Raw genomic sequence first — 24,591 nt, 5'->3', positions numbered from 1 at the left:
TCCGGGCGCGAGCGCCGTGCCGCGTGGATCAGCGCGCGCGCGGCTTCGCGCGTGCGGTCGGCGCCGCGGTCCACGGATCGTCCGGCCAGGGATGCCGGGGATAGCGCCCTTTGAGTTCCTTCTTCACCTCGGGGTAGGTGCGTTCCCAGAATCCCTTGAGATCCTGGGTGACCTGAATCGGGCGCTGCGCGGGCGACAACAGGTGCAGGGTCACGCCGACGCGTCCGCGGGCGATGCGCGGCGTGTCGGCGAGGCCGAACAGTTCCTGCAGCTTGACCGCGAGCACGGGCGGCTTGCCCGGTTCGTAGTGCAGCGTGCGCTCGTTGCCGCTGGGCACGCGCAGCGTTTCCGGCGCGTACTCGTCGATGGCGCTGCGCTGCGCGTAGTCGAGTTTGGCGGCAAGCGCCTCGCCGAGTTGCCGTGCATCGAGCGAATCGAGCCGGGTCTTGCCGGCCAGCGCGGGGGCGAGCCAATCCTCGAGCGTCGCCAGCAATGCGGTATCGGACAGATCGGGCAGGTCGAGTTCGGGGCAGGCCTCGCGCAAAAAGCCCACGCGTGCACGCAGCAGGTGCGCGTGATCGCTCCACGGCAACGCATCGAGGCCTGCTTCGCGCACTGCGGTGAGCAGCGCCGGCAGCGCGTCGGCAGGCATCGCCGGTACGCTGCGGCGTTCGAGCACGAGATCGGCGAAGCGATATTCCTCGAATGCTTCGACACTGCGCGTGTCGCGATTCCAGCGCACCGTGCGCGCGCGCCTCAGGCGATCGGCACAGTCGCGTTCGAGCAGGTCCGGATCGAACGGCGCGGCGGCAAGCACGAGACTGTCGCGCTCATCGAAGCGCTGGTCGACGACGACCAGCCATGGCTCCCCGTACAACGCCGAATCCGCACGCAGGCTTGCGCCGCGGCCGTTGCTCAGCGCGTAGCGGCGCGGGTTGTTCGCGTCCTGACGTGCGATGCGGTCGGGGAAAGCGTGCGCGAGCAGATCGCCGACGGCGGTGAGGCTCGCCGTCTGCGCAGGCGCGCGATCGCGCACACCGAAGCGCCGCTGCCATGCCTCGGCCGCTTGCGCTATCGTCGCGAGCAAACCGGCGTCGGCACCGAGTTCGCGCGCAGCACGTCCGCCGGCCTTGCGGAACGCGACGAGCGCGGCGTGGCGGGCGCGGAAATCGTCGCTGCGCGCTCCCTCGCCGCGCAACGGGTTGCGCGCTTCGACAAGTGCGATCAGATCGCAAGCGAGTGCGCGCGAAGCCGGCGCTGCGCGCAGTGCGGCGGCCGCGAGACGCGGCCCGGTACCGCTTGCCAGAATCGACCTGCCCAGCTCGGTCGGGCGCGCATCGGCGTGCGGCGAGCTCGTCGCGCCGAGCAGATGCAGCAGGCTGCGCGCACTTGCGAGCGCGCCGGACGGCGGCGCATCGAGCCAGCGCAGATCGCTCGCGCCCCACGCCGCGAGTTCCAGTGCCAGGCCAGACAATTCCACTTGCGCGATCTCGGCGCGACGCGCCGGTTCGAGGCGCCGGCTTTGCGGCCACAAGCGATAGGCCACGCCTTCGGCAACGCGCCCCGCGCGCCCTGCACGCTGGTCGGCCGAAGCCTGCGAGATGACGACCGTCTCGAGCCGGGTGAAGCCCGAATTCGGATCGTAGAACGGCTCGCGCGCGAGGCCCGAATCGATCACCGCGCGGATGCCCGGCAAGGTGACGCTGGACTCGGCGACGTTGGTCGCGAGCACGATGCGCCGCGTGCCCGCGCGCGCGGGCGCGAGCGCGGCGTGCTGTTCGGCCAATGAAAGCTCGCCGTGCAGCGGCACCAACGTGATTTCGCGTCCGTCCGACGCACTTGTCGCAGCGAGCGCCTGCTGCGCGCGTTCGATCTCGCGCCGCCCCGGCAGGAATGCGAGCACATCGCCTGCGGTCGCGGTCAGCGCGCGCTCGACGGCACGGCGCAAATGGAACGGCCAGTCCTCGTTCTGCTTGGCCGCGGGGTACTCGATGCGCACGGGATGGCTGCGGCCCGCGCTGGTCAGGCGCGGGGCAGCGAACCAGCGCGCGATGCGTTCGCCGTCGAGCGTCGCCGACATGACGACGAGGCGCAGGTCGGGCCGCAGCGAGCTTTGGATTTCCAGCGCAAGCGCCGCGCCGAAATCGCCGCTGAGATGACGCTCGTGGAATTCGTCGAACAGGATCGCGCCGACCCCGGCGAGTTCCGGATCGCCCTGGATCATCCGCGTGAGGATGCCCTCGGTGACGACCTCGATGCGCGTGCGCGCCGACACTTTCGCCTCGAAGCGGATGCGGTAGCCGACCGTGTCGCCGACCGCCTCGCCGAGCTGCGCGGCCATGAACTCGGCGGCTGCGCGCGCGGCGATGCGGCGCGGCTCGAGCATGAGGATCTTGCGTCCGTCCAGCCACCCGGCATCGAGCAGGGCCAGCGGCACCTGCGTCGTCTTGCCCGCCCCCGGCGGCGCCTCGAGCACGAGGCGCGAACCGGCATCGAGCCGCGCCAGCAGCTCGGGCAGGATCTCCGCGATCGGAAAATTCGCGCTCCTGCTCACGCAAGCAACCGCATCAGACGGCGAGCAGCGCGGCGAGACGCAGCCGCGCGATCTCGTGCACCTGCGCAAGGCCGGTCGAGAACTCGCGCACCGCGTCGTCGCCCGCGGTCCGACGGCGCAACTCGGCGAGGATGCCCGACTTGGTATGGTGGCGCACGGCGATGATGAACGGGAAGCCGAACTTGTCGCGGTAGCGAAGGTTGAGATCGGCCAGTTCGGCTCTCTCCGCCTCGCTCAGGTCGATCAGGCCGGCGCCTTTCTGTTCCTCGCTGGAATGCGCGGTCAGGGTGCCGCTCGCCGCTTCCTTGCCGGCGAGTTCGGGGTGCGCGCACAGCAGGCCGAGCTGGCGGCCGTGCGCTGCCTGCGCCACCGCGTCGCGCAGCGCCGCGGCCAGCGCGTCGACGTCGGCGAATGGCGCGTGCGCATGCGCAGCGGCGGCGATCCACGGCGAATGCTCGTAGATGCCGCCCAGCGTTTCGGCAAATTCGCCGGCGGACAGCCGGTTGAGGGTGTCGAGGTTCATGGTCGCGTCTTCGGGCGCCTGCGGAACAGAGGGCATTTTGTTGGCGCCGCGGTTTTTCTACAATCGTTTCGAACTGGACAGGACGAACCACCATGACACCATCCCCCGGCGCCGCCATCGTGGCGGCCGCAATCGATCTGCCCGATTGGGCGCGGCGCGCGACCAATCTCGCCAATCCGCGCATCGGCGCGGCGGCGATCTGCGCCTCGGACGAGTTCTTCGCCCCGCTCGCGCGCATGCTCGATCCGCAACCGGCCATCTTCGTGCCCGGCAAGTACGACGCCAACGGCAAGTGGATGGACGGCTGGGAGACGCGACGCAAGCGCACCTCCGGCCACGACTGGGCCGTAATCAAACTCCGGCGCGGGCGCATCGCCGGTTTCGACATCGACACCAGCCATTTCACCGGCAACTACGCGCCGGCCATTTCGATCGAGGGCACGCTGACGGCCAGCGACGAACCCGACACCCTGAAGCAGGCGAGCTGGACGCCGGTGCTGGCCGCGACCGCGCTCAAGGGCAACAGCCATCATCTTGTCGAGATCGCGAACGATGGTGTCTGGTCGCACTTGCGCGTGCACATCTATCCCGACGGCGGCGTTGCCCGCCTGCGCGTGTATGGCCATGTTGCCGGTGCGTTCGATGCGAGTGACGCAAGCGCGCTGCACGATCTGGTCGCGCTGGAAAATGGCGGTCGCGCCGTGGCCTGGAACGACGCGCACTTCGGCGCGGTGGCGAACCTGCTGTTGCCGGGGCGCGGTCGCGACATGGGCGACGGCTGGGAGACACGGCGCCGCCGTGAGCCCGGCAACGACTGGTGCCTGATCGCGCTGGCCGCGCCGGGCGTCGTCGAAAAAATCGATGTCGACACCGCGCACTTCAAGGGCAACTATCCCGACCGCTGTTCGATCCAGGCGGCACGCGTCGACGGCGGTACGGAACAATCGCTGGTCGCGCAGAGCATGTTCTGGCCGGTGCTGCTGCCCGAACAGAAGCTTGCCATGGATGCCGGGCACCACTACGCAAACGAGATCGCCGCGCTCGGGCCGATCACCCATGTGCGCCTCAACATCTTCCCCGACGGCGGCGTTTCGCGCCTGCGCCTTTGGGGGCGTCTGGCCGGATGAGCCCGCGCATTGCCACGATCGAAGCGTTGACGCAGGCAGAGTTCGCGCCGTTCGGCGACGTGATCGAGGCCGGCGGCGGCGCGCGTCACTTCCCGATCAACAACGGCACGACCGAACGCTACCATGATCTCGCCAAGGTCGAAGTCGATGGCGCAGGTCGAGCGATCATCAGCATCTTCCGCGCGCAGCCGCGCACGCTGCCGTTCGCGATCACGCTGCTCGAACGCCACCCGCTCGGCAGCCAGGCATTCATGCCGCTGAACGGCCGGCCCTACCTCGTTGCGGTCGCGGCGCGCGGGAAAACCTTCGGCGCGGACGACGTGCGCGTGTTCCTCGCGCGCGGCGACCAGGGCGTCAACTACGCCGCCGGCGTCTGGCATCATCCGCTGCTCGCGCTCGGCGAAGTCGGCGACTTCCTGGTCGTCGATCGCGGCGGTCCCGGCGCGAACTGCGACGAGCGCTCGCTCGCACAGGCACTGACGATCCCGCCGCTGACGTAGCGGCACGGCCAACGCGGCGATCCGCCCTCAGACCCAATCGCGCGGGACGAGATACCCCGCCAATCGCGCCTCCGCCGATCCGGGCGCCGGCGCGTAGGCGTACTCGAAGCGCACGCGCGGCGGCAGCGACATCAGGATCGATTCGGTGCGCCCGCCCGACTGCAGGCCGAACAGCGTGCCGCGATCGTAGACCAGGTTGAACTCGACGTAGCGTCCGCGCCGGTAGAGCTGGAACTCGCGCTCGTGTTCGCCAAAAAATGTATTTTTTCTCTTTTCCACAATTGGCAGATAGGCGTCGAGAAAGCCGTTGCCGACCGCCCGGGTGAATTCGAAGCAGCGCTCGAACCCACCCGCGTTGAGATCGTCGAAGAACAGGCCGCCTACGCCGCGTGTCTCGTTGCGGTGCTTGAGGAAGAAGTATTCGTCGCACCAGCGCTTGTACTTCGCATGGGTCCCGGCGCCGAACGGCGCGCACAGGTCGCGCGCGACGCGGTGCCAGTGCACGATGTCCTCGTCGAACGGATAGTACGGAGTCAGGTCGAAGCCACCGCCGAACCACCACACCGGCTCGACGCCTGGCGCGCGCGCCTCGAAGTAGCGCACGTTCATGTGTGTGGTCGGCAGGTAGGGATTGCGCGGATGCAGCACGAGCGAGACGCCGAGCGCCGACCAGGCGCGGCCGGCAAGCTCGGGCCGGTGCGCGGTCGCGGACGGCGGCAGGGTGCTGCCATCGACGCGCGAGAAGTTGACCCCACCCTGTTCGAACACCGCACCGTTCTTGAGCACGCGCGAGCGTCCGCCGCCGCCTTCGCTGCGCGCCCAGGCGTCCTCGGCGAATCCTGCGCCGCCGTCGGCATGCTCCAGCGCGGCGCAGATGCGATCCTGCAGGTCGCGCAGGAAAGTTTCGATGACGGCGGGCGAATCGGCGGGCATGGCTGTTCATTTTTTACGGGGGAAAGATGCGCGAATGATACCGTGCCGCCGCGGGTGCCTGCCCGGACCGGCGAACGTGATGGCCGTCGCCACGTTGCGGCGCATCGCCGGGGAAACCTATACTTTGTCATCGTATTTCGCTTTGACGCTTCCGTTTGCCAGACCGCATTGCGCCGCTCGCCATCACCGCCTACACCGCCACTTGCGCCGCCGGGCGCGGGTCGGGGGCGATCGCGCGCGCGCTGGAAACGCGGTCCGGCGGGCTGACCGCGAATTCGTTGTCGACCCAACCGCTGGCGTGCAAGATCGGTCGCGTCGACGGTCTGGAAGATTTGCGCCTGCCCGATGCGCTCGCATCGCTGGACTCGCGCAATCATCGCCTGGCCTGGCTCGGTCTCGACCAGGACGGCTTCCGCGAGCGTGCGCTTGCGTTGCGCGAGCGCCACGGCGCTTCGCGCGTCGCACTCGTGCTCGGTACCTCGACTTCGAGCATCGGCGAAACCGAGCGCGCGTACCGCGAACTCGATGCGGATGGACATTTTCCCGCCGCGCAGCGCCGCGCGTCGATCCACCAGCCGCACGCACTGGGTCTGTTCGTCGCGCACGCGCTAGGTCTGGCCGGGCCGAGCCTGACCATCGCCACGGCCTGCTCGTCGAGCGCGAAGGTGTTCGCCAGCGCCGCGCGCATGTTGCATCTGGGCCTGGTCGATGCGGCTATCGTCGGCGGCGTCGATACGCTTTGCGACAGCGTGTTGTTCGGCTTCAATTCGCTGCAGCTTGTTTCCGACGAGGAATGTCGGCCGTTCGACGCCAACCGTCGCGGCCTTTCGCTGGGCGAGGCAGCCGGCTTCGCGATTCTCGAGCGCACGCCGCAAAGTGGAAAAGTGGAAAAAGGAACGCCGCTGCTGATCGGCTACGGCGAATCCAGCGACGCGCACCACATGTCCGCACCGCATCCGCAGGGGCTCGGCGCCGAGCGTGCGCTCGACGATGCGCTCGCGCGCGCCGGCATCCGCGCAAGCCAGGTCGACTACATCAACCTGCACGGCACGGCGAGCCTGCACAACGATGCGATGGAAGCCGCGTTGATCGCGCGCCGCTTTCCGGCGACGACGCGCGCCAGCTCCACCAAGGGCTGGAGCGGGCATACGCTGGGCGCGGCCGGCATCCTCGAAACCGCGATCAGCCTGATCGCACTCGAGCGCGGCCTCGCACCGGGCACGCTGAACACGCGTGAGCTCGACCCCGTCTGCGGTCCGCAGCTGCGCACCGACAACGCCGAGGCAGACCTGCGCATCGCGCTGTCGAACTCATTCGGTTTCGGCGGCAACAACTGCTGCCTCGCGTTCGCGCGCGGGGACGAGGCATGAGCGTGGCGCTGGAGCTGGCGATCGAAGGCATCGGCGTCTGTGCGCCCGGCATGGCCGACTGGAGCGCGGCCCGCGATGCGTTGCGCAGCATGAACAGGCCCGATACGTCGGCGTGCACGCGACCCGCACCGGCGCTGCTGTCGCCGAACGAACGCCGGCGTGCGCCGGATTCGGTGCTGCTTGCGCTCGCCGCGGCCGAACAGGCTTGTGCGATGGCCGGACAGGCACCGCGCGAGCTGCCCAACGTGTTCGCCTCGGCCTACGGCGATCTCGCGATCAACGACTATCTCTGCGCCGTGCTCGCGCGCACACCTCTCGAGGTGTCGCCGACCAGGTTCCACAACTCCGTGCACAACGCGCCGGCCGGCTACTGGACGATCGCGGCCGGCTGCATGGCATCCTCGACCGCGCTGAGCGCCGGCGGCGCCACATTCGCCGCCGGCCTGCTCGAAGCGGCGGCGATCGTGGCGAGCGAGGCCAGCCCGGTGCTCTACGTCGCCTTCGACGTCGCGGCGGCCGGGCCGCTCGCCGCGGTCATTGCCTGCGACGTGCCGTTCGGCGTTGCCTTCGTGCTCGCGCCGGCCAGGCCGGAGCCGCTGGCGCGTCTGCGCCTGCAATTTCGCAGCGATGCTGCGGCGGAACTTGTGCCACTGCCGGCCTCGCTGCACGCTTTGCGCGAACGCAATCCGGCAGCGGCAAGCTTGCCGTTGCTGGCCGCGTTGGCGCGCAGCGAAGCCGGAGGGTTTGACTTCGCCCTGCATGCCGACCAAGACTTGCCGGCATCGACACTGCATCTGGAGATTTCGTTTTGAGCGGGGAGCAAACTCAGGCCGCCCAAGGCGCGCACGCGGCGATCGCCGGCGTCGTCGTGATTCCGGCGCTGAACGAGGAACGCGCGATTCGCGGCGTGGTCGAGTCCGCGCTGCGGCATTGCGCGAAAGTGATCGTCGTCGACGACGGATCCAGCGACCGGACCAGCGAGGCCGTTGCCGATCTGCCGGTGGAACGCATCCACCATGCCCTGCCTCAGGGCAAGGCGATGGCGTTGCGCGACGGCTTCGAACTCGCTCTCAAGCTCGGCGCCGACGGCGTGCTGACCATGGACGGCGATGGGCAGCACGATGCGGCCGACCTGCCGCGCCTGCTCGCCGCCGCCGCGCGGTACCCGAACCACATCGTCATCGGCGCACGCCTGCTCGGCCGCGATGCGCAGCCGGACAAGAACCGCTTCGGCAATGCGCAGGCCGACTTCTGGGTGTCGTGGGCCTGCGGCCAGCGCATCGTCGATTCGCAGAGTGGCCAGCGCTACTACCCGCGCGCCGCGATCGAGACTGCGCTTGCGCTGCCGCACGACGGCTTCGTATTCGAAAGCGAAATCCTGATCGAGTGTGCCGGGCGCGGTATTCGCGCCGTGTCGGTGCCGATCAAGGCCAGCTACGAGGAAGAGCGCCGCGCGAGTCATTTCAAACCGTTTCGCGACGTCTCGCGCATCACGCGCATGATCGCCGGACGCCTGCTGCGCGGCGGCTTCATGCTCGGCAACCTGCGCCGCTCGCGCACGCTGCCGCCGATCGTGCTCGACCTGCCGGTGCGTTGAGGGCTTGGGCGCGGCGCGTATGACGCTTGCCGCGGGCGACAGGAGCGCCACCGGTCGCCGAAGCCGGGCCGCGCTCAGCGGGTGAGGAATTTCATTACGAAGTTCGCGAGCTTGCCGTACGGCGGGCGCAACACCTTCATGCTGCTGAAGCGCGCCTGGTAGAGCACCGGCTTCTGCTTGCTGAAAGTGAGAAAGCCTTCGCGGCCGTGATAGTGGCCCATGCCGGATGGACCGACGCCGCCGAACGGCAGGTTCGACTGCGCGATGTGCAGTATCGTGTCGTTGACGGTGACACCGCCGGCGATGGTGCGCTCGAGCACGCGCTCGGTACGCGCGCGATCGTGGTCGAAATGGTAGAGCGCGAGCGGGCGCGGGCGCGCGTTGACGAAGTCGATTGCGGCATCGACCGAGTCGACCGTGACGATCGGCAGGATCGGGCCGAAAATCTCGTCCTGCATCACGGCGAGATGCGCGGGTGGATCGATCACCAGCGTTGGCGCGAGGATGCGGTTCGCGGCATCGCCTTGCGTCAGCTCGACCACCTTTGCGCCGACCGCGCGCGCCTCTTCGAGATAGCCGGCGAGGCGCGTGTACTGTCCCTCGTTGACGATGCTCGTGTAGGCGGGATTCGTCGCCAGGTCCGGATAGCGCTGCGCGACCACGCGCTGCATCTCGGCGACGAACGGCGCGACCGTTTCCTTCTGCATCAGCACGTAGTCGGGTGCGATGCAGGTCTGGCCGGCGTTGAGCAGCTTGCCCGCGGAAATGCGATCGACTGCAGTCGTCACCGGATAGCCCGGCGCGAGAATCGCCGGCGACTTGCCGCCGAGTTCGAGCGTCACCGGGGTCAGGTTCTGCGCGGCGGCAAGCATGACCTTGCGCCCGACCGCGGTCGAGCCGGTAAAGAACAGATGATCCAGCGGCAGTGCGGCGAACGCGCCGGCCACCTCGGCGCCGCCCAGTACGACGGCGACGCGGTCTTGCGGGAACACTTCATCGAGCAAGGCTTTCAGTTCCTGCGAGGTGCGCGGCGTGTGCTCGGACGGTTTCAGCATCACGTGGTTGCCCGCGGCGATGGCCGCCGCCAGCGGCAGCAGGGCGAGGTTGACCGGGTAGTTCCACGGCGAGATCACGCCGACCACGCCGAGTGGCTGGTAGCGTACCTCGGTGCGTGCGGGCCAGAACAGCCAGTCGGCAAGGTCGCTCTTGCTGCGCATCCAGCCGCGCAGGTGGGCGCGGATGTGGTCGATGTCGGCGAGCACGGTGAACGCGTCGCCGAGGATGCAGTCCGCGCGTGCGCGGCGGCCGAAATCCGCGTTCATTGCCGCGATCAGCGTGTCCATGCGCGCCTTGAAGGCAGCGCGCAGGCGCTTCAGATCGTCCATGCGCTGCGTGTAGCTCGGCACGTTTGCCTGCTGCGCGCCGCGCAGGCGCGCGAGGGTGGCGGCAAGATCGGTCGTGGAGACGGGCATGTCCATCGGCGGTCCGGGATTCGGTGGCGTATGGTCGCAGTGTAGCGCGCTCCGCGCGTGGCGGCACGGCGGCAACGGCGCATCGGCGGGGGCAAAGCGGCCACGGTGCTACGATGCGTGCCCGCTAGTTCGCACGCGACAAGGAACCCCATGCACCTGCGCCCCTACCGCGGCCGCCTGCCGCGCCTCGGCGAAAACGCCTATGTCGATCCTGCCGCGGTCGTGGTCGGTGATGTCGAAATCGGCGACGACGCGTCGATCTGGCCGTTTGTTGCCGCGCGCGGCGATGTCAATTTCATCCGCATCGGTGCGCGTACCAACATCCAGGACAACTGCGTGCTGCACGTCACCCACGACGGCCCGTACACGCCGGGCGGCGCGCCGCTGATCATCGGTGACGACGTCACCGTCGGCCACGGCGCGATCCTGCATGCATGCACGATCGAGAACGCCTGCCTGATCGGCATGCACGCGACGGTGCTCGACAAGGCGGTCGTGCGCAAACACGCGATGATCGGCGCGGGCGCGGTCGTCTCGCCGGGCAAAGTCGTCGGTGAGGGCGAGCTGTGGCTGGGCAACCCCGCGCGCCGTGTGCGCGTGCTGACCGACAAGCAGATCGAGCAGCTCTACTACTCGGCCAGGCACTACGTGCTACTGAAGAACGAATACCTGGGCGAGCCGTAGGGCACCAGTTGGGAGGAGAACCGTCTACTGCGGAGTGCTTGCGATTTCCCATGCCGCGATCGTGCGCATCGCCTCGGCGGCGCTGTTGCCACACATTGCGGGCTCCGGTCCGAGATTGCCACAGACGGCGGGTCGTTCCGGCCGGCCGAAAATCCGGCAGCGGTTGCGGTCGTCCAACTGGACGCAACGAACACCCGCCGGCTTGCCGTTCGGCATTCCGGGAATCGGCGACGAAATCGACGGCGCAATGCAGCAGGCGCCGCAGCCGACACGGCATTCCATCGTCAGTCCGTGGCGAGCAGCGGCAATTCGGCGCGCAGCAGGTCGTGCACCGGATCGGTTTCGGGCCGCGTGCCGTGCCAGATCGAGAACGATTCGGCGGCCTGTTCGACCAACAGGCCGAGGCCGTCGAGCGCCTTGCCCGCGCCCGCGGCGCGCGCCCAGGCAATGAAGCCGAACGCGGCCGCGCCGTAGGACAGGTCGTAGCACAGCGCCCGCGGCGCGACCAGGGCGAACGGCAGGTGCAGCGTTTCGCGCGCGACGCCGGCCGAGGTGGCGTTGACGACGAGGTCGAAGCTGCCGAGATTGGCGAGATCGTTCCAGTAGCGCGTGTGCACGCGCTTGGGCAGGCCGATCGCATCGGCGAGTGCGTCGGCACGCTCGGGGCTGCGGTTGACGATGACGAGTTCGCCGATGCCGGCGTCGAGCAGCGCATGCGCGGCCGCGCGCGCGGCGCCGCCGGCGCCGAGCAGCAGCGTGCGGCGTTCGCGCAGGTCGAGCCCGTGGCGCCCGGTGAGGTCGCGGATCAGGCCGGCACCGTCGGTATTGTCGCCGCGCCAGCCGGCGTCGAGGCGCGTCAGCGTGTTGACGGCGCCGGCACGTTGGGCGAAATCGGAAGCGCTCGCGCTGAGGCGGAACGCTTCCTGCTTCAATGGCAAGGTGACGTTTGCGCCACGTCCGCCTGCGTCGGCGAAGCGCGCGAGCACCGCCGCGAACGTGTCGGTCGGTGCATCGATCGCGACGTAATTCAGTGCGATGCCGGCCTGCTTGCCGAACGCGGCGTGGATGCGCGGCGACAACGAGTGTGAAATCGGGTGGCCGAAGACGGCGTAGTTCGCAATGGTCATGGATTCATCCACCTGTGCGTCATTCCGGCAATCCCCGCCGCAATGGCGGGCACCGTTCGTTCAGCCAGCGCGCCGCATCGAGCGCGAAATAGCTCAGGATCGCATCGGCACCGGCGCGCTTGATCGAAGTCAGCGATTCGAGCACGACCGCCCTTTCGTCGAGCCAGCCGTTCTGCGCGGCGGCCTTGAGCATCGCGTATTCGCCGGAGACCTGGTAGACGAAGGTCGGCGCGCCGAAGCGTTGCTTCACGCGCTGGACGATGTCGAGGTAGGGCATGCCCGGCTTGACCATCACCGCGTCCGCGCCTTCGGCCAGATCGAGTTCTATTTCACGCAGCGCCTCGTCGCTGTTGCCGACGTCCATCTGGTAGGTGTGCTTGTTGCCCGTGCCGAGGTTGCCGGCCGAGCCGACCGCGTCGCGGAACGGGCCGTAGAAACCCGACGCATACTTGGCCGAGTAGGCGAGGATGCGCGTGTGGATGAAGCCGGCGCGCTCCAGCGCATCGCGGATCGCGCCGATACGGCCGTCCATCATGTCCGACGGCGCGACGAAGTCGTAGCCGGCTTCGGCCTGGGCCAGCGACATCTTCACCAGTGCCTCGATGGTCGGCTCGTTCATGACGTAGCCATTGGCGTCGATCAGACCGTCCTGGCCGTGCGTGGTGTAGGGATCGAGGGCGACATCGCCGATCAGGCCGAGCCCGGGGTAGCGCCGCTTCAGCGCGCGCGCGGCGCGCTGGAACAGCCCGTCGGGATTCCACGCCTCGCATGCATCTTCAGATTTGACCTTGTCGCCCGGCGAAGGAAATAGCGCCAGTGCCGGAATGCCAGCGGCGACGCATTCGCCGGCCAGTTTTTCCAGTTCGTCGATCGACAGGCGTGCGATGCCGGGCATCGACGGGACCGGCTCGCGCTGGCCTTCGCCCTCGATGACAAAGGCAACCATGATCAGGTCGCTGGGCAGCAGGGTCGTCTCGCGCATCAGCGCGCGCGAGAACGCGTCGCGGCGCATGCGGCGCAGACGGGTGGCGGGGTAGGACATCGACATCACTCCTTGGCGCATGCCGCGTTTCAGGCGCTGATTTCGGGAATTTGGCAAGTTACTTGCTTGTGTAATCGGGTGCGGCTTCCCGGGAAGACAAGTATGAAAACGCAAAAATACCAGAATGATTCAGCGCCGATTCGGCGGCGCAGCGGCATACTCAAGAAAAGCCCGTATATTCACCAAGGTGCGGGTTTTTTCCAGAGTGCGTATTGCAAGCTTCACATAACCTCTTGGAAGAGGGAATAAAAATGCTAGCCCCTATCGTGATGATGGCGCTGTTGGGCGCCACGGTCCTGCTGTTCGTTGCGTCGATCAAGCGCATTCCTGAAGGGCAGGCATATACCCTGCGGCGCGTGGACGGCCACATGCGTACGCTCGGTGCCGGTACCCACCTGGTCCTGCCCGTGATCGAGCGCGTCGCGCACAAGATCCGGCTGTTCGGCAATGTCGTCGAAGTTGGCGAAATCGCGACTCCGGATCAGGGCCCGTTGCACGGCAAGATCTACTACCAGGTGCTCGACGCCGCGCGCGCCGACGCGATCATCGACGAGGTCGGCGTGCGTCTGCGTGAGCGCTTGCCCGAACTGGTCGCGGCCGCTCCGGCACGCGACATTGCCGCACGCAACCAGCACCTGAAGACCGAACTGAACCGCTCATTGCGCGAGCGCGGCCTGATGGTGACGCGGGTGCAGCTCGCGTAACCGAGCGGCGTGTCTGCCCCGGATTGCCCGGGGCAGTCTGTCCCGGAGTGGCCGCGCCGGTGGAATTTGCCGCGCGCTGCCGCGATACTTGCCGGCCGCCGCGCGGCCGTTCCGCGCCGGAATTGCCCGCATGCCCGCCGCCCGTCCTGCTCCCGATCGCGCCACCTTGCAAGCCCGCCTGCGGGCCGGCACGGGTGAACTCGGCCTGGCATTGACCGTGGAACAGAGCGGGAGCCTGCTCGACTATCTCGATCTGCTGGTGCGTTGGAACGCGGTCTACAACCTGACCGCGGTGCGCGATCCGGCGGAAATGGTCACGCGCCACCTGCTCGATTCGCTCGCGATTGCGCCGTTGGTGCGCGGCGCCACGCTGGTCGATCTCGGCACCGGCCCGGGGTTGCCCGGCATTCCGCTGGCGATTCTCGCTCCGGATCGCGCCGTCACCCTGGTCGACAGCAACGGCAAGAAGACGCGCTTTCTGCGCGAGGCCGTGCGTGTGCTCGGCCTGGCCAATGTGCGCGTCGAGCAGGCGCGCGTCGAGGAGGTGGCCGGGCAGTACGATTGCGTCACCGCGCGCGCATTCGCCGCGCTGGGCGATATTCTGACCTGGGGCGGCCAGTTGCTTGCCCCGGACGGCATATGCGTGGCAATGAAAGGTGTGATCGACGAGGGGGAATTGCGCGGCATCCCGCCGGACTTCCGCATCGAGCAAATCGTGCCGCTGTCCGTCCCGGGCTTGGGTGCGGCGCGGCATGCCATCATACTTCGCCGTTCGTAAACCCGGTTTCGGTTCCGGCGGCGCAGGGAAATCAAAACGTTGCCATGAAAGACACGAAGATCACGAAGCAAGGATCGTGGTTGAGATTTCCTTCGCGGCTTTCCTTGGCGACCTTCGTGTCTTCGTGGCTGTCTTGTGTTTTTTATCGTTGCAGAGCGATCCAAGCATGACTCGCATCATCGCGGTGGTGAACCAGAAAGGCGGCGTGGGCAAGACCACGACCGCGGTCAATCTCGCCGCGGCGCTGGCCGAGGCGAAACGCCGCGTGCTGCTCGTCGATCTCGATCCGCAGGGCAATGCGACGATGGCCTCGGGCATCGACAAGCGCACGGCCAAGCCGACCGGCTGCGAAGTGCTGCTCGAAGAGGCCGCAATCGAGGCGGCGATCCTGCCGACGCCGGCCAATTTCGACCTGCTGCCCGGCAGCCGCGACCTGACCGCGGCCGAAATCAAGCTGATGGACATGCTCGCGCGCGAGTCGCGCCTGAAGGAGCAATTGGCCAAGCTCGGCGAGCGTTACCACACGATCCTGATTGACTGCCCGCCGTCGCTGCACCTGCTCACAGTCAATGCGCTGACCGCCGCGCACGGCGTACTGATCCCGGTGCAGTGCGAGTACTTCGCGCTGGAAGGCCTGACCAGCCTGCTCGACACGGTCAAGGCGGTGCGCGCGCGGCTCAATCCGCATCTCGAAATCGACGGTATCCTGCGCACGATGTACGACGTGCGCAACAACCTCGGCAACGACGTTTCCGCGCAACTCGCCAAGCATTTCGGCGACAAGCTGCTGCGCTCGGTGATCCCGCGCAACATCCGCCTCGCCGAAGCGCCTAGCCACGGTCAGCCGATCAACCTCTACGACCGTGAATCGCGCGGCGCGATCGCCTATTTCGGCTTGGCCGGCGAGCTGTTGCGGCGCGACCGCGCGGCGGCGGCCGGGGCGGCGCATCCCGCACCGGTGCCCGCGGCGGACGCGAATCCGCCGGCCGCCGCGGCGGTCGATGAAAAGTCCCAGCCCGCGGAAACACCACCACCGTCCATCGCCTCACTGCTCGTGCGCTAAACTTGCGCGCCCCGAATCGGTGATTGGATAGCACATGGCAGCGGCAAAGCGGCGCGGGCTGGGTTCGCGCGATCTGGACGTATTGCTCGGCGGCGGCGATGTCGCCGCGGAAACCGCCGCGCACGGTGACGATCTGCGTGCGCTGCCGGTCGGGCGCATCGCGCCGGGCAAGTACCAGCCGCGGCGCGTGTTCGATCAGGACAAGCTCGCCGAGCTTGCCGCCTCGATCAAGGCGCAGGGCGTGATCCAGCCCATCGTCGTGCGTCCGCTCGGTGCGGAACGCTACGAGATCATCGCCGGCGAGCGCCGCTGGCGCGCCGCGCAGCTTGCCGGCCTCGCCGAGGTTCCGGTGGTCGTGCGCGAAGTCGGCGACCCCGCGGTCGCGGCGATGACCCTGATCGAGAATATCCAGCGCGAGGATTTGTCCGCGCTCGAGGAAGCACACGCATTGCGCCGCCTGATCGACGAGTTCCAGCATACGCACGAGAAGGTTGCCGAGGCGATCGGCCGTTCGCGTTCGGCGGTGTCGAACTTGCTGCGCCTGCTCGACCTGCCCGAGGAGATCCAGCGCCTGCTCAAGGAAGGCCGGATCGAAACCGGGCACGCCAAGGCGTTGGCCACACTGCCGGCGGCGCTGGCGCTCGGTCTGGCGCGGCATGCGGCCGCGCACGGCTGGTCGGTGCGCGAGCTGGAGGCTGCGGCGCGCAAGGCGCAGACCGCGCCACAGGGCAAGGCGAAGAAAGCCGCGTCGCGCGATGCCGACATCGTCGCGCTCGAGCGCGAGCTGTCGGAGAAGCTCGCCGCGCGCGTGGCGGTCCAGCACGGCAGCGGCGGGCGTGGCAAGCTCGTTATCGGCTACCACAGCCTGGACGAGCTGGAAGGCATCCTCGAAAAAATCCGCCGTTGAACTTTTTTTCGTCCTTCCGCCGGAAGCGCGCGCGAATGACAGCACAAATTTTCCATGAAAGCTCGATAGCATCCGCCCGGTCATGTCTTCTGTGAGCAGCAAGCAGCGACAGTTCGACGCGCTCGTGCGCGGTCATTCGGGTGACTTGTTCCGCTATGCGTATTGGCTTTGCGGCGAGGAGGCACTGGCACAGGATCTCGTGCAGGAGTCGTTTCTGCGTGCGTGGCGTTCGCTCGACAGCTTGCGCGAGACCGGCGCGGCCAAGGCGTGGCTGATCACGATCCTGCGCCGCGAGCATGCGCGCCTGTACGAGCGCAAGACGCCGCAGTTCGTCGACGTGGACGAGGTCGAGGTGGCGGACGTGCGCGAGGCATTGACGCCGGAAGGTTCGGGCGAGGATGCGTTGGTCCGCGCGGCCATGCTCAAGCTCGAAGTGAAATATCGAGAGCCGCTGCTCATGCAGGTGGTCGGCGGGTTCTCCTGCGAGGAGATCGCGCGCGAGTTGAACATTTCCAGCGCCGCGGTGATGACCCAGTTGTTCCGCGCGCGGCAGAAGTTGAAGGCGATGCTCGGCGGCGAGTCGAACGATGCACAGGCCAAGGTGATAGTACTGTGAACTGCGTTGAATTCCGGCGACAACTCGCGATCGAGCCCCAGGCGACTGCCGCGGATTTCGTGCGACATCGCACGGAATGCCCGCGTTGCGCGGAGGCGCAGGCGCGTGCGTTGGCGTTCGAGGGTGAGCTGGTGCGCGCGTTGAGCGTCGCCGTGCCCGCGCAGCTCGCCGAGGCCATCCTGCTTGCGCAAACCACCGCGGAGAGGCGCCGGCGCACGAACCTGCGTCGCGCCTCGATGTTCGCGATCGCCGCAGCGCTCGTGCTCGCGATCGGCGTCGCCGGCATGCGCGCGGAGGCCAAGCCGTTGTCGGTGCAGGCGGTCGAGCACCTGCATTCGGAGGAGGAGGTGCTGGCACTGACCGCACCGGTCCCGGCCGCAGAAGTGGTGCGCACATTCGCCGAGCGTGGCGTCACCCTGAAGCAAGTCCCCGACGGCATCAGCTTTGTTGCGCCTTGCCCGGTCGGCGCCAGCAAACATCGTTCGGTGCATCTGGTCATGCCGACCGAGGACGGCCCGCTGACCGTGATCTACATAGTCGATCAGAAAGTGGCGACGGCCGCAGACTTCGAGCGTGACGGCCTGCGCGGCCGTAGTCTTCCACTCGGCAGCGGCACCCTGATCCTGCTGGCCAGGACTTCCGCCGAATTCGGCCGCGCCGAGGCGCAGTGGCGCGCGGCGATCGCCGGCTGAGCCGGGGCGCGGGCGACAAGCGGCGCCGCGGCAGGCGATAATGGCCGCGTCAACTTCCGGATCGAAGCGATGCCCGACTTATCCGTCGTCGTGCCCGTGCACAACGAGCGTGACAATATCGTCCCGCTGCTCAGCGAAATTGTGGCCACGCTGCGCGGCAAGGTCGATTTCGAGATCGTCTATGTCGACGACCTGAGCCGTGACGACACGCTCGCCGTGCTGACTGCGGCGAAAGCGCAGTTCCCCGAGCTGCGCGTGCTGCGCCATGTTTCGCAGAGCGGGCAGAGCACCGCGCTGCGCACCGGCATCAAGGCCGCGCGCAGCGCCTGGATCGCCACGCTCGACGGCGACGGCCAGAACGACCCGGCCGACATCCCCAAGCTCATCGCGATGCGCGACGCGTCGGCATCCGCAATCAAGCTGTTCGCCGGCTGGCGCGTGAACCGCCAGGATTCGGGCAGCAAGCGCTGGGCCTCGCGCTGGGCCAACCGCATCCGCTCCAATCTGCTCAAGGACGAAACGCCCGACACCGGCTGCGGGATCAAGCTGTTCGAGCGCGCCGTTTTCCTCGACCTGCCGTATTTCGACCACATGCATCGCTACCTGCCCGCGCTCATGCAGCGCGCCGGCTGGCAGGTGAAAAGCGTGCCGGTGAACCACCGTGCGCGCGGGACGGGCGTGTCGAAGTACAACAATCTCAATCGGGCGCTGGTCGGCATCTCCGACCTGCGCGGCGTGGCCTGGCTGATCCGCCGCTCCAAGCGCACGGCGGTCGAAGAACTCTGATCGCGGCACAACCTGTTTCAGGCGCGGCATGCGCCCCGGTTCGCTTGCCCGGCGTGACCGGCTGTGGAAGAATCGGGACAAAAGCGCCATTTCCCGCCGTTGGTATCGGTTTCCACGGCGCGGCGCGTCGGGATTTGGAGCAGAGCTACGTGATCGATCCGGATGGCTACCGTCCGAATGTGGGAATCATCCTGTTGCGCGACGACGGCAGGGTGTTCTGGGCGCGCCGTGCGTTCAAGGACGGCTGGCAGTTCCCGCAGGGCGGCATGCGCAGCGACGAAACCCCGCTGGAGGCGATGTACCGCGAACTGCACGAGGAAACCGGCCTGCGGCCGCATCACGTGCAGGTGCTCGGCGCGACGCCGGGCTGGCTGCGCTACCGCCTGCCGCCGCGCATGGTCCGGCGCAACCAGAAGCCGATGTGCATCGGCCAGAAACAGGTGTGGTTCCTGCTGCGCTTCGTCGGCGAAGAGTCCGCGGTGCGCCTGGACGCGACCGACGAACCCGAGTTCGATCAATGGCGCTGGGTCGATTTCTGGTATCCGGCCAGCCACGTCGTTGCGTTCAAGCGCGACGTGTACCAGCGCGCGTTGCGCCACCTTGCCCCGATCGCGACCAGCTACAGCCACGCCACGCTCGACGATGCGCTCGCCGTGGCCGGGCAGATGACCGAATCCGCCTTCGCCGCGGCCGAGCAGATGGCCGAGAGTGCGCGCGCGATGGCTGAAGGCATGGCTGATCTGGCCGAGCGGCTCGGCTTGGCCAAGGCGGGTTAGTCCGGACATTGCGCGCCGGACCGGTGCGCGGCATCGGAGCCGGCCTGCGGGCCGCTCGCCGCGGTTTTCCGGCATCAAACGTATCGAACCCGCCCAGGCTGCTGCTCCACTTCGGCGTTTGTTAGCCCGCGCAAACGAACACCTGCTGTGGAGTCGCCGGTGAAGATCCGCGGATTCCTGCATCGACGGGATCGATGGGAGCTTCTTTTGCCAATTGCGGACCTGGTTTGTTGCGGTCATTCGTGAATCCGGGATCGCATTGCAGAAAGTAGTTGACAATCATTCTCATTTGCAATTGAATATGACTATCGTCTCGCCATATCCGTGCCCATGTACGTCTGCATCTGCAACGCCGTCACCGAGAAGATGATTCGTCAGGCTGCCGCCGAGGGTGTGCGCAGCCTGAGTGAACTCACGCGCCGCACGGGTTGCTCGGGCGATTGCGGCAGTTGCGCCGATGTCGCCGAGGAGGTGCTGCGCGACGCGCATCGCCGCACGCGCGCGGCGTTCAGCCTGCCGCTGGTTGCACAGGCGGCGTAGGCGGCGCTGATCCGCTTGGCGGTGCGTGCACGGCGGGCCTTCCTGCAAATGCTCACGATTCGCGTTTCTTCGCGTGGCTGTGGCGCGCGCTATAGTCGTACCTTCGCGAAAGATCGGGAGTTCCAGGCATGAAAGGCGACAAGCAGGTCATAGCCCACCTCAACAAGGTGCTGTTCAACGAGTTGACCGCCATCAACCAGTATTTCCTGCATGCACGCATGTACAAGAACTGGGGCTACAAGGAGCTGGCCGAGCACGAATACAAGGAATCGATCGACGAGATGAAGCATGCGGACAAGTTGATCGAGCGCATTCTGTTCCTCGAAGGTCTGCCGAATTTGCAGGCGCTCGGCAAGCTGATGATCGGCGAGACGCCGGTCGAGGTGATCAAGTGCGATCTCAAGCTGGAGCAGGCCGCGCATCCCGATTTGAAGCTGGCGATCGCGCATTGTGAAAAGGTCGGCGATTACGTCAGCCGCGAGCTGTTCGAGGAGATCCTGGAATCCGAGGAAGAGCACATCGACTGGCTTGAGACGCAGCTCGGCCTGGTCAAGCAACTCGGCGAAACGGGCTACCTGCAGCAGAAGCTGGGGTCGTGAATCCGGGCGGTACGCAGAAGAGCAGAAGATAGATGGAATGCCGGCTGCGCCGGCATGCCTCTATGCCGGTTTCACCACCACCAGCAGCACGATCGCGATCAGGAACAGCGCCGGCACTTCATTGAACACGCGCAACCAGCGCGAGGAGTGCGTGTTGCGGTCTTCGGCGAATCGTTGCACCAGTTGCACCAGCCGGATGTGGTAGGCGACCAGGCCGAGCACCAGGGCGAGCTTGGCGTGCAGCCAACCCTGGTGCAGGTAGGCGGGTACGAGGATCAGCGTCCAGATGCCGAAGGTCAGCGCGAGCGCGCCGCCGACATGCGTGATCCCGAGCAGGCGCCGTTGCATGATTCGCAACTGCGCTCGCACCGCGGCGTCGGCGGATTCGACGTCGTAGATGAACAGCCGCGGCAGATAGAACAGCCCGGCGAACCAGGTCACGACGAAGACGATGTGCAGGGCCTTGATCCAGAGCATCGGCGAAAATGAATGTGAACGACGACGCAGTATAGCCGCGGCGAATGGGTGCGGGGCCGCGTTTTTCGCTAAGCTCTCGCGTTCGCCTCGAACGATTCGTGCATGGTCCACGTTCCGCCACCACCCACCCTCGTCATCCGCCCGCACGCCGAGCGCCCGCGCTGGCGTGAGTGGGCGACGCTAGGCCTGTTTTGGTTCGCTTCGATTGTGGTCGCCGTCGCTGCGACCTGGGTGTTGCGCGAGAATGTGCCGGCCGACGGCCTGACGCAGCTTCGGCATGCACTCGAACAGAACGCGACCCTGCAGCAGCGCGTGGCCGTGCTCGAGCGCGCGCAGCAGGTGGAAAACGCGGCGAATGCGCAGTTGCAGCGCCAGATCGGCGAGCGCCAGGAGGAGATCGCCGGGCTGCGCGCCGACCTGGCCTTTTACAGCAGTCTGACGCGCGCCGACGCAAAGCGCGACGGTCTCAGCGTGCAGGCGTTGAGCCTCGCGCCGGTGCGCGACAATCCGCGCCTGTTCAATTATTCCGTCACGCTTACGCAGAACCTCAAGCCTGGCCAGGTCGCCAGCGGGCAGGTGCGGATCAGCCTGAGCGGCATGCGCGCCGGCAAACTCGTGACGGTTGATTGGGCCGATCTCGCGGACAGCGCAGACGCAAAGGGAGTGGGATTCTCCTTCAAGTATTTCCAGCAAATAAAAGGTACTCTTCTGCTGCCGGCGGGTTTCGTGCCGAACGGCGTGCGTGTCGAGGCCGATGCCGGCTCCGAGTTCGGCAAGGGTTCACGCGATTTCACATGGGACGAGGTATTGACCACGTCGGGAGGGACGCATGCTGGGGAATAGAAGCAAGTCCAATCAGGTCGCGCCGCCGGCCGAAACCACCTCGTTGATCGCCGGCGGTACGCAGATCCGCGGCGACGTCAGCTTCAACGGCCGACTGCACGTCGACGGCAGTGTCGAAGGCGCGCTGCACGGCGACGGCGACAGCGCAGTGCTGACCTTGTCGAACAGCGGGCGCATCAAGGGCGAGATCATCGCCCCGCATGTGATCATCAACGGCGAGGTCAACGGCGATGTCACCGCGACGCAGCGGCTCGAACTTGCCGCCGGCGCGCGCGTCGAAGGCAACGTCTACTACAAGGTCATGGAAATGTCAGCCGGCGCGCAGATCAACGGCAAGATCGTGCATCGTGCCGAGCCGCCGAAGCAGTTGGCCGCGCCCGACGAAGCGGACGAGTTCGCGCTGTCCGGTGCCGCGCGTACTTGATTTCGCCCGAATCGGCACGATCTACGCCCGCATGGATACGACGCCCAGCTACCAGGACGCCCTCGAGCAGCCGCTGATCTTCACCGACGCGGCCGCGCACAAGGTACGCGAGCTGATCGCCGAGGAGAACAACCCCGACCTCAAGCTGCGCGTCTACATCTCCGGCGGCGGCTGCTCGGGCTTCCAGTATGGTTTCACGTTCGACGAGGCGCGCGCCGAGGATGATCTCGCGCTGGAAAAGGAAGGCGTCACCCTGGTGGTCGATCCGCTCAGCCTGCAATACTTGATGGGTGCGGAAATCGACTACAGCGAGAGCCTGCAAGGCGCGCAGTTCGTGATCCGCAATCCGAATGCGAAAACGACCTGCGGCTGCGGTTCGTCCTTCAGCATCTGACACGCCGCCGGCACCGGGAACTGCGTTTTCGATCCTGCGCTCATGGATGGGCGCTAAAATGATTCGATGAGTTCTCTCGTACGCAGCCGTAACAATACGTTCTCCGCCCTCGAAATCGAACGCGACGCCGATTGGCGCAGCGACACCGAAACGATCAACCGGCGCTTGCACGCGGTGGCCGCGCGGTTCCTGTTGCTGCGCGCCGACGGCCGCGCACTGGTCGACGCCGCCGGGCACCGCCTGCGTGGCCTCGACCACGCTCGATTCGCTTGCTTCGGGGGCAGCGAGGAGGCCACGACCTATCTCGGCAATACGCAAGGCCACGACTGGTTCGTCTGGCGTGCGGACGATGCGGCCTGCGCCAGCATTGCCGCGCGGATCGGCGGCGACTTCGTCGACCTGCGCAGCGCCGGCCTGACCCTGGCTGCCGACGATGCCGGCCTGTTCGCCTACGCGCGTGCGATCGTCAACTGGCAGGAGCGCACACGCCATTGCAGCGTCTGCGGTTCGCGCGTGCGGCATGAAAGCGCCGGTCATCGCGCCGTGTGCACGAATCCGCAATGTGCCGCCGAGCATTTCCCGCGCACCGATCCGGCGATGATCGTCGTCGTCGCGCACGGCGGCGCCTGCCTGCTCGGCCGCCAGGCGAGCTGGCCGAAGGGCCGCTACTCGGCGCTGGCCGGCTTCGTCGAGCCGGGCGAGACGCTGGAAGCCGCGGTGCAGCGCGAGGTGTACGAGGAGGCCGGCGTGCGCGTGGTCGATTGCGACTACCATTCCTCGCAGCCATGGCCGTTCCCCTCGTCGATCATGCTCGGCTTCACCGCGCGCGCGGACGATCCGACGATCAAGCTCGGTCCCGAACTCGAAGACGCGCGCTGGTTCACCGCGCGGCAACTTGTCGACGGTGTCGCCTCGGGCGAATTGCTGATGCCGTCGCCACTGTCGGTGTCGTACCGCCTCGTCGAACATTGGCTGCGCGAAGCCGCGGGCATCGAGCTCGATTCGGTGACGCACGACGATCCGCTGCGCCGGGCCGTGCGCGGATAAGCGCCGCTGTTACAATTTCCCGCGCCCGCGCATTTTGCGCGGAAGGAAATTTTTCATGGCCATCGTGTTCGTCGCGATCGTAGTCGTCCTGCTGCTCACGCATTTCGCCCCCGACCTCAAGCGCCTGCGCAATTTTTCCTGGCTGCGCGGCTGGCAGGATCAGGGCGCGGCACAATCCAGCGCGGAACTCGGCCTGCTCATCACGATCGGCCTGCCCGCGTTGCTCTGCCTGGCCGTGCAACTGGCGCTGCGCGGCAATGTCTTTGGCCTGCCTAGCCTCGTCGTCGGCATCGTCGTGCTGTTCTACTGCATGGGGCCGCGCGATCTCGAACAGGACGTCGAAGCGGTCGACAAGGCGCCTGACTCCGATCGCCGCAACGAGGCGGCGCAGGCGCTCAAGCCCGAGGAAATGAGCGAGCCGCTGCCATTTGAAGCGAACGCGGTGGTCGAAGCCGCGTTCACCGCGGGACTGCGCCGCGTGTTCGGAGTCGTGCTTTGGTTCGCCATTCTCGGGCCCGTTGGCGCCTTGCTCTATCGCCTCGCGCACCTGCTCGCGTACACGCCCGCGCACGCGCAGGCATTGCCCGCCACGCAACAGTCGCTGGCGCAGAAATTCGCGCGCCTGCTCGACTGGCTGCCGGCGCACCTGATCGCGCTCGCGCTCGCTATCGCTTCGGACTTCGACGCCGTGCTCAAGGCCTGGCGCAGCTACCACGCCGCGCATCCGCAGGGCTACTGGAGCTTCGAGTGCGGCTTTCTCGGCGCGATCGCGCGCGCCAGCGTCGATGCCGACGTCGAAGCCGGCGACGGCCATTCGGTCGACACAACCGATGCGCTGATCGAGCTCGACGATGCAATGACCCTGATCCGCCGCGTGCTGATTGTCTGGCTCGCGATTCTCGCCGTGATCGTCATTGCCGGGGTGTTCGGCTGAGAAGCAAATCGAGAGTGTTGGCCACGGATCGGGACTGATACGAGCCGATCAACACGGATAAAGAAAAAAATTTTCTGGTTCT

General features: G+C 67.1%; 29 protein-coding genes. 21 read left to right on the top strand and 8 right to left on the bottom strand.

The genetic code is table 11. The annotated features are described in order from the left end of the window. Positions 1–28 precede the first annotated feature (28 nt). On the bottom strand, positions 29–2,554 hold the full coding sequence (gene hrpB / locus AC16HO_RS15065) for an ATP-dependent helicase HrpB (protein ID WP_395641469.1): 2,526 nt from the start codon (positions 2,552–2,554) through the stop codon (positions 29–31). A gap of 13 nt (positions 2,555–2,567) precedes the next feature. Beyond that, entirely contained in the window at positions 2,568–3,077 is a 510-nt protein-coding gene (gene uraD, locus AC16HO_RS15060) for a 2-oxo-4-hydroxy-4-carboxy-5-ureidoimidazoline decarboxylase (RefSeq protein ID WP_395641470.1), read from the bottom strand. A gap of 92 nt (positions 3,078–3,169) precedes the next feature. Here uraD and alc point away from each other — a divergent pair, with 92 nt between their 5' ends. Together alc and AC16HO_RS15050 are read left to right on the top strand one after the other, a co-directional pair. Beyond that, positions 3,170–4,204, top strand: coding sequence for an allantoicase (alc, locus tag AC16HO_RS15055; RefSeq protein ID WP_395641471.1), 1,035 nt, complete (start codon positions 3,170–3,172; stop codon positions 4,202–4,204). After that, positions 4,201–4,704, top strand: a complete 504-nt coding sequence (locus AC16HO_RS15050) for an ureidoglycolate lyase (protein ID WP_395641472.1) — start codon at positions 4,201–4,203, stop codon at positions 4,702–4,704. The genes alc and AC16HO_RS15050 overlap by 4 nt, the downstream gene beginning before the upstream one ends. Before the next feature lie 27 nt (positions 4,705–4,731). Here AC16HO_RS15050 and hemF read toward each other — a convergent pair whose 3' ends face one another. Next, complete coding sequence (gene hemF, locus AC16HO_RS15045) at positions 4,732–5,637, bottom strand: oxygen-dependent coproporphyrinogen oxidase (protein ID WP_395641473.1); 906 nt, start codon at positions 5,635–5,637, stop codon at positions 4,732–4,734. A gap of 167 nt (positions 5,638–5,804) precedes the next feature. On the opposite strand from hemF, the gene AC16HO_RS15040 reads away from it, so the two are divergent. From AC16HO_RS15040 to AC16HO_RS15030, 3 genes are read left to right on the top strand one after another with little or no spacing between them, the layout of a single operon-like run. Further along, positions 5,805–7,007 (top strand): beta-ketoacyl-[acyl-carrier-protein] synthase family protein, encoded by a 1,203-nt coding sequence (locus AC16HO_RS15040; RefSeq protein WP_395641671.1) that lies wholly within the window; start codon positions 5,805–5,807, stop codon positions 7,005–7,007. Continuing rightward, on the top strand, positions 7,004–7,819 hold the full coding sequence (locus tag AC16HO_RS15035) for a beta-ketoacyl synthase chain length factor (protein ID WP_395641474.1): 816 nt from the start codon (positions 7,004–7,006) through the stop codon (positions 7,817–7,819). Before AC16HO_RS15040 ends, AC16HO_RS15035 begins: the two co-directional genes overlap by 4 nt. Further along, positions 7,816–8,604: a glycosyltransferase family 2 protein gene (locus tag AC16HO_RS15030; protein ID WP_395641475.1), complete on the top strand. Its 789-nt coding sequence runs from the start codon at positions 7,816–7,818 to the stop codon at positions 8,602–8,604. Before AC16HO_RS15035 ends, AC16HO_RS15030 begins: the two co-directional genes overlap by 4 nt. A gap of 74 nt (positions 8,605–8,678) precedes the next feature. Here AC16HO_RS15030 and AC16HO_RS15025 read toward each other — a convergent pair whose 3' ends face one another. Then, positions 8,679–10,082: a coniferyl aldehyde dehydrogenase gene (locus tag AC16HO_RS15025; RefSeq protein WP_395641476.1), complete on the bottom strand. Its 1,404-nt coding sequence runs from the start codon at positions 10,080–10,082 to the stop codon at positions 8,679–8,681. Between the two features lie 144 nt (positions 10,083–10,226). Between AC16HO_RS15025 and AC16HO_RS15020 the strand changes: the two genes are divergently transcribed. Continuing rightward, complete coding sequence (locus tag AC16HO_RS15020; protein ID WP_395641477.1) at positions 10,227–10,760, top strand: gamma carbonic anhydrase family protein; 534 nt, start codon at positions 10,227–10,229, stop codon at positions 10,758–10,760. A gap of 24 nt (positions 10,761–10,784) precedes the next feature. Here the strand turns inward: AC16HO_RS15020 and AC16HO_RS15015 are convergent, their stop codons facing one another. From AC16HO_RS15015 to hemB, 3 genes are read right to left on the bottom strand one after another with little or no spacing between them, the layout of a single operon-like run. After that, entirely contained in the window at positions 10,785–11,042 is a 258-nt protein-coding gene (locus AC16HO_RS15015; protein ID WP_395641478.1) for a YkgJ family cysteine cluster protein, read from the bottom strand. A gap of 2 nt (positions 11,043–11,044) precedes the next feature. Then, positions 11,045–11,887 carry a shikimate dehydrogenase gene (aroE, locus tag AC16HO_RS15010; protein WP_395641479.1) on the bottom strand — a complete coding sequence of 281 codons (843 nt, stop codon included), beginning with the start codon at positions 11,885–11,887 and terminating at the stop codon, positions 11,045–11,047. 19 nt (positions 11,888–11,906) lie between these two features. Further along, the gene (gene hemB, locus AC16HO_RS15005) at positions 11,907–12,929 is read right to left on the bottom strand and encodes a porphobilinogen synthase (protein WP_395641480.1); all 1,023 of its coding nucleotides are present in this window, start codon (positions 12,927–12,929) and stop codon (positions 11,907–11,909) included. A gap of 251 nt (positions 12,930–13,180) precedes the next feature. Here hemB and AC16HO_RS15000 point away from each other — a divergent pair, with 251 nt between their 5' ends. The 10 genes from AC16HO_RS15000 to bfr all read left to right on the top strand — a co-directional run bounded on the left by AC16HO_RS15000 (position 13,181) and on the right by bfr (position 20,390). Further along, entirely contained in the window at positions 13,181–13,633 is a 453-nt protein-coding gene (locus tag AC16HO_RS15000; RefSeq protein ID WP_395641481.1) for an SPFH domain-containing protein, read from the top strand. A 130-nt stretch (positions 13,634–13,763) separates the two neighbouring features. After that, complete coding sequence (gene rsmG, locus AC16HO_RS14995; protein ID WP_395641482.1) at positions 13,764–14,411, top strand: 16S rRNA (guanine(527)-N(7))-methyltransferase RsmG; 648 nt, start codon at positions 13,764–13,766, stop codon at positions 14,409–14,411. Between the two features lie 166 nt (positions 14,412–14,577). Beyond that, positions 14,578–15,474, top strand: a complete 897-nt coding sequence (locus AC16HO_RS14990) for a ParA family protein (RefSeq protein ID WP_395641483.1) — start codon at positions 14,578–14,580, stop codon at positions 15,472–15,474. Between the two features lie 34 nt (positions 15,475–15,508). After that, entirely contained in the window at positions 15,509–16,381 is an 873-nt protein-coding gene (locus AC16HO_RS14985) for a ParB/RepB/Spo0J family partition protein (protein ID WP_395641484.1), read from the top strand. A gap of 82 nt (positions 16,382–16,463) precedes the next feature. Further along, a complete protein-coding gene (locus tag AC16HO_RS14980) occupies positions 16,464–16,997 on the top strand; it encodes a sigma-70 family RNA polymerase sigma factor (RefSeq protein ID WP_395641485.1) in 534 nt (177 codons plus the stop codon). After that, positions 16,994–17,689: a DUF3379 family protein gene (locus AC16HO_RS14975; RefSeq protein WP_395641486.1), complete on the top strand. Its 696-nt coding sequence runs from the start codon at positions 16,994–16,996 to the stop codon at positions 17,687–17,689. The genes AC16HO_RS14980 and AC16HO_RS14975 overlap by 4 nt, the downstream gene beginning before the upstream one ends. Before the next feature lie 69 nt (positions 17,690–17,758). Further along, a complete protein-coding gene (locus tag AC16HO_RS14970; RefSeq protein ID WP_395641487.1) occupies positions 17,759–18,475 on the top strand; it encodes a glycosyltransferase family 2 protein in 717 nt (238 codons plus the stop codon). Between the two features lie 149 nt (positions 18,476–18,624). Beyond that, a complete protein-coding gene (locus tag AC16HO_RS14965) occupies positions 18,625–19,251 on the top strand; it encodes an RNA pyrophosphohydrolase (RefSeq protein ID WP_395641488.1) in 627 nt (208 codons plus the stop codon). 330 nt (positions 19,252–19,581) lie between these two features. After that, positions 19,582–19,791, top strand: a complete 210-nt coding sequence (locus AC16HO_RS14960; RefSeq protein WP_395641672.1) for a (2Fe-2S)-binding protein — start codon at positions 19,582–19,584, stop codon at positions 19,789–19,791. Positions 19,792–19,919: 128 nt separating this feature from the next. Next, positions 19,920–20,390 carry a bacterioferritin gene (gene bfr / locus AC16HO_RS14955; RefSeq protein ID WP_395641489.1) on the top strand — a complete coding sequence of 157 codons (471 nt, stop codon included), beginning with the start codon at positions 19,920–19,922 and terminating at the stop codon, positions 20,388–20,390. Positions 20,391–20,450: 60 nt separating this feature from the next. On the opposite strand, the gene AC16HO_RS14950 is transcribed toward bfr, so the two are convergent. Beyond that, positions 20,451–20,867 (bottom strand): CopD family protein, encoded by a 417-nt coding sequence (locus tag AC16HO_RS14950; protein ID WP_395641490.1) that lies wholly within the window; start codon positions 20,865–20,867, stop codon positions 20,451–20,453. 102 nt (positions 20,868–20,969) lie between these two features. On the opposite strand from AC16HO_RS14950, the gene AC16HO_RS14945 reads away from it, so the two are divergent. From AC16HO_RS14945 to ampE, 5 genes are all read left to right on the top strand, one after another. Further along, positions 20,970–21,710 carry a DUF6776 family protein gene (locus AC16HO_RS14945; protein WP_395641491.1) on the top strand — a complete coding sequence of 247 codons (741 nt, stop codon included), beginning with the start codon at positions 20,970–20,972 and terminating at the stop codon, positions 21,708–21,710. Next, positions 21,697–22,134, top strand: a complete 438-nt coding sequence (locus AC16HO_RS14940) for a bactofilin family protein (protein WP_395641492.1) — start codon at positions 21,697–21,699, stop codon at positions 22,132–22,134. Before AC16HO_RS14945 ends, AC16HO_RS14940 begins: the two co-directional genes overlap by 14 nt. A gap of 31 nt (positions 22,135–22,165) precedes the next feature. After that, positions 22,166–22,528 (top strand): iron-sulfur cluster insertion protein ErpA, encoded by a 363-nt coding sequence (gene erpA, locus AC16HO_RS14935; protein WP_395641493.1) that lies wholly within the window; start codon positions 22,166–22,168, stop codon positions 22,526–22,528. Between the two features lie 66 nt (positions 22,529–22,594). Beyond that, positions 22,595–23,575: an NAD(+) diphosphatase gene (gene nudC, locus AC16HO_RS14930; protein ID WP_395641494.1), complete on the top strand. Its 981-nt coding sequence runs from the start codon at positions 22,595–22,597 to the stop codon at positions 23,573–23,575. A gap of 55 nt (positions 23,576–23,630) precedes the next feature. Further along, complete coding sequence (gene ampE, locus AC16HO_RS14925) at positions 23,631–24,509, top strand: regulatory signaling modulator protein AmpE (protein ID WP_395641495.1); 879 nt, start codon at positions 23,631–23,633, stop codon at positions 24,507–24,509. The last annotated feature ends 82 nt before the right edge of the window (positions 24,510–24,591 follow it).

Source organism: Rudaea sp., assembly GCF_057139185.1.
Note: the sequence above shows the minus strand (reverse complement) of the source record. Positions and strands in the feature narration are given on the sequence as shown.

Excerpts from the sequence above, each read along its gene's own strand:
- uraD (WP_395641470.1), bottom strand. The coding sequence starts at position 3,077 with ATGAACCTCGACACCCTCAACCGGCTGTCCGCCGGCGAATTTGCCGAA.
- alc (WP_395641471.1), top strand. The coding sequence starts at position 3,170 with ATGACACCATCCCCCGGCGCCGCCATCGTGGCGGCCGCAATCGATCTG.
- AC16HO_RS15050 (WP_395641472.1), top strand. The coding sequence starts at position 4,201 with ATGAGCCCGCGCATTGCCACGATCGAAGCGTTGACGCAGGCAGAGTTC.
- hemF (WP_395641473.1), bottom strand. The coding sequence starts at position 5,637 with ATGCCCGCCGATTCGCCCGCCGTCATCGAAACTTTCCTGCGCGACCTG.
- AC16HO_RS15035 (WP_395641474.1), top strand. The coding sequence starts at position 7,004 with ATGAGCGTGGCGCTGGAGCTGGCGATCGAAGGCATCGGCGTCTGTGCG.
- AC16HO_RS15025 (WP_395641476.1), bottom strand. The coding sequence starts at position 10,082 with ATGGACATGCCCGTCTCCACGACCGATCTTGCCGCCACCCTCGCGCGC.
- AC16HO_RS15020 (WP_395641477.1), top strand. The coding sequence starts at position 10,227 with ATGCACCTGCGCCCCTACCGCGGCCGCCTGCCGCGCCTCGGCGAAAAC.
- AC16HO_RS15015 (WP_395641478.1), bottom strand. The coding sequence starts at position 11,042 with ATGGAATGCCGTGTCGGCTGCGGCGCCTGCTGCATTGCGCCGTCGATT.
- aroE (WP_395641479.1), bottom strand. The coding sequence starts at position 11,887 with ATGACCATTGCGAACTACGCCGTCTTCGGCCACCCGATTTCACACTCG.
- hemB (WP_395641480.1), bottom strand. The coding sequence starts at position 12,929 with ATGTCCTACCCCGCCACCCGTCTGCGCCGCATGCGCCGCGACGCGTTC.
- AC16HO_RS15000 (WP_395641481.1), top strand. The coding sequence starts at position 13,181 with ATGCTAGCCCCTATCGTGATGATGGCGCTGTTGGGCGCCACGGTCCTG.
- rsmG (WP_395641482.1), top strand. The coding sequence starts at position 13,764 with ATGCCCGCCGCCCGTCCTGCTCCCGATCGCGCCACCTTGCAAGCCCGC.
- AC16HO_RS14990 (WP_395641483.1), top strand. The coding sequence starts at position 14,578 with ATGACTCGCATCATCGCGGTGGTGAACCAGAAAGGCGGCGTGGGCAAG.
- AC16HO_RS14985 (WP_395641484.1), top strand. The coding sequence starts at position 15,509 with ATGGCAGCGGCAAAGCGGCGCGGGCTGGGTTCGCGCGATCTGGACGTA.
- AC16HO_RS14980 (WP_395641485.1), top strand. The coding sequence starts at position 16,464 with ATGTCTTCTGTGAGCAGCAAGCAGCGACAGTTCGACGCGCTCGTGCGC.
- AC16HO_RS14970 (WP_395641487.1), top strand. The coding sequence starts at position 17,759 with ATGCCCGACTTATCCGTCGTCGTGCCCGTGCACAACGAGCGTGACAAT.
- AC16HO_RS14960 (WP_395641672.1), top strand. The coding sequence starts at position 19,582 with ATGTACGTCTGCATCTGCAACGCCGTCACCGAGAAGATGATTCGTCAG.
- bfr (WP_395641489.1), top strand. The coding sequence starts at position 19,920 with ATGAAAGGCGACAAGCAGGTCATAGCCCACCTCAACAAGGTGCTGTTC.
- AC16HO_RS14950 (WP_395641490.1), bottom strand. The coding sequence starts at position 20,867 with ATGCTCTGGATCAAGGCCCTGCACATCGTCTTCGTCGTGACCTGGTTC.
- AC16HO_RS14945 (WP_395641491.1), top strand. The coding sequence starts at position 20,970 with ATGGTCCACGTTCCGCCACCACCCACCCTCGTCATCCGCCCGCACGCC.
- AC16HO_RS14940 (WP_395641492.1), top strand. The coding sequence starts at position 21,697 with ATGCTGGGGAATAGAAGCAAGTCCAATCAGGTCGCGCCGCCGGCCGAA.
- erpA (WP_395641493.1), top strand. The coding sequence starts at position 22,166 with ATGGATACGACGCCCAGCTACCAGGACGCCCTCGAGCAGCCGCTGATC.
- nudC (WP_395641494.1), top strand. The coding sequence starts at position 22,595 with ATGAGTTCTCTCGTACGCAGCCGTAACAATACGTTCTCCGCCCTCGAA.
- ampE (WP_395641495.1), top strand. The coding sequence starts at position 23,631 with ATGGCCATCGTGTTCGTCGCGATCGTAGTCGTCCTGCTGCTCACGCAT.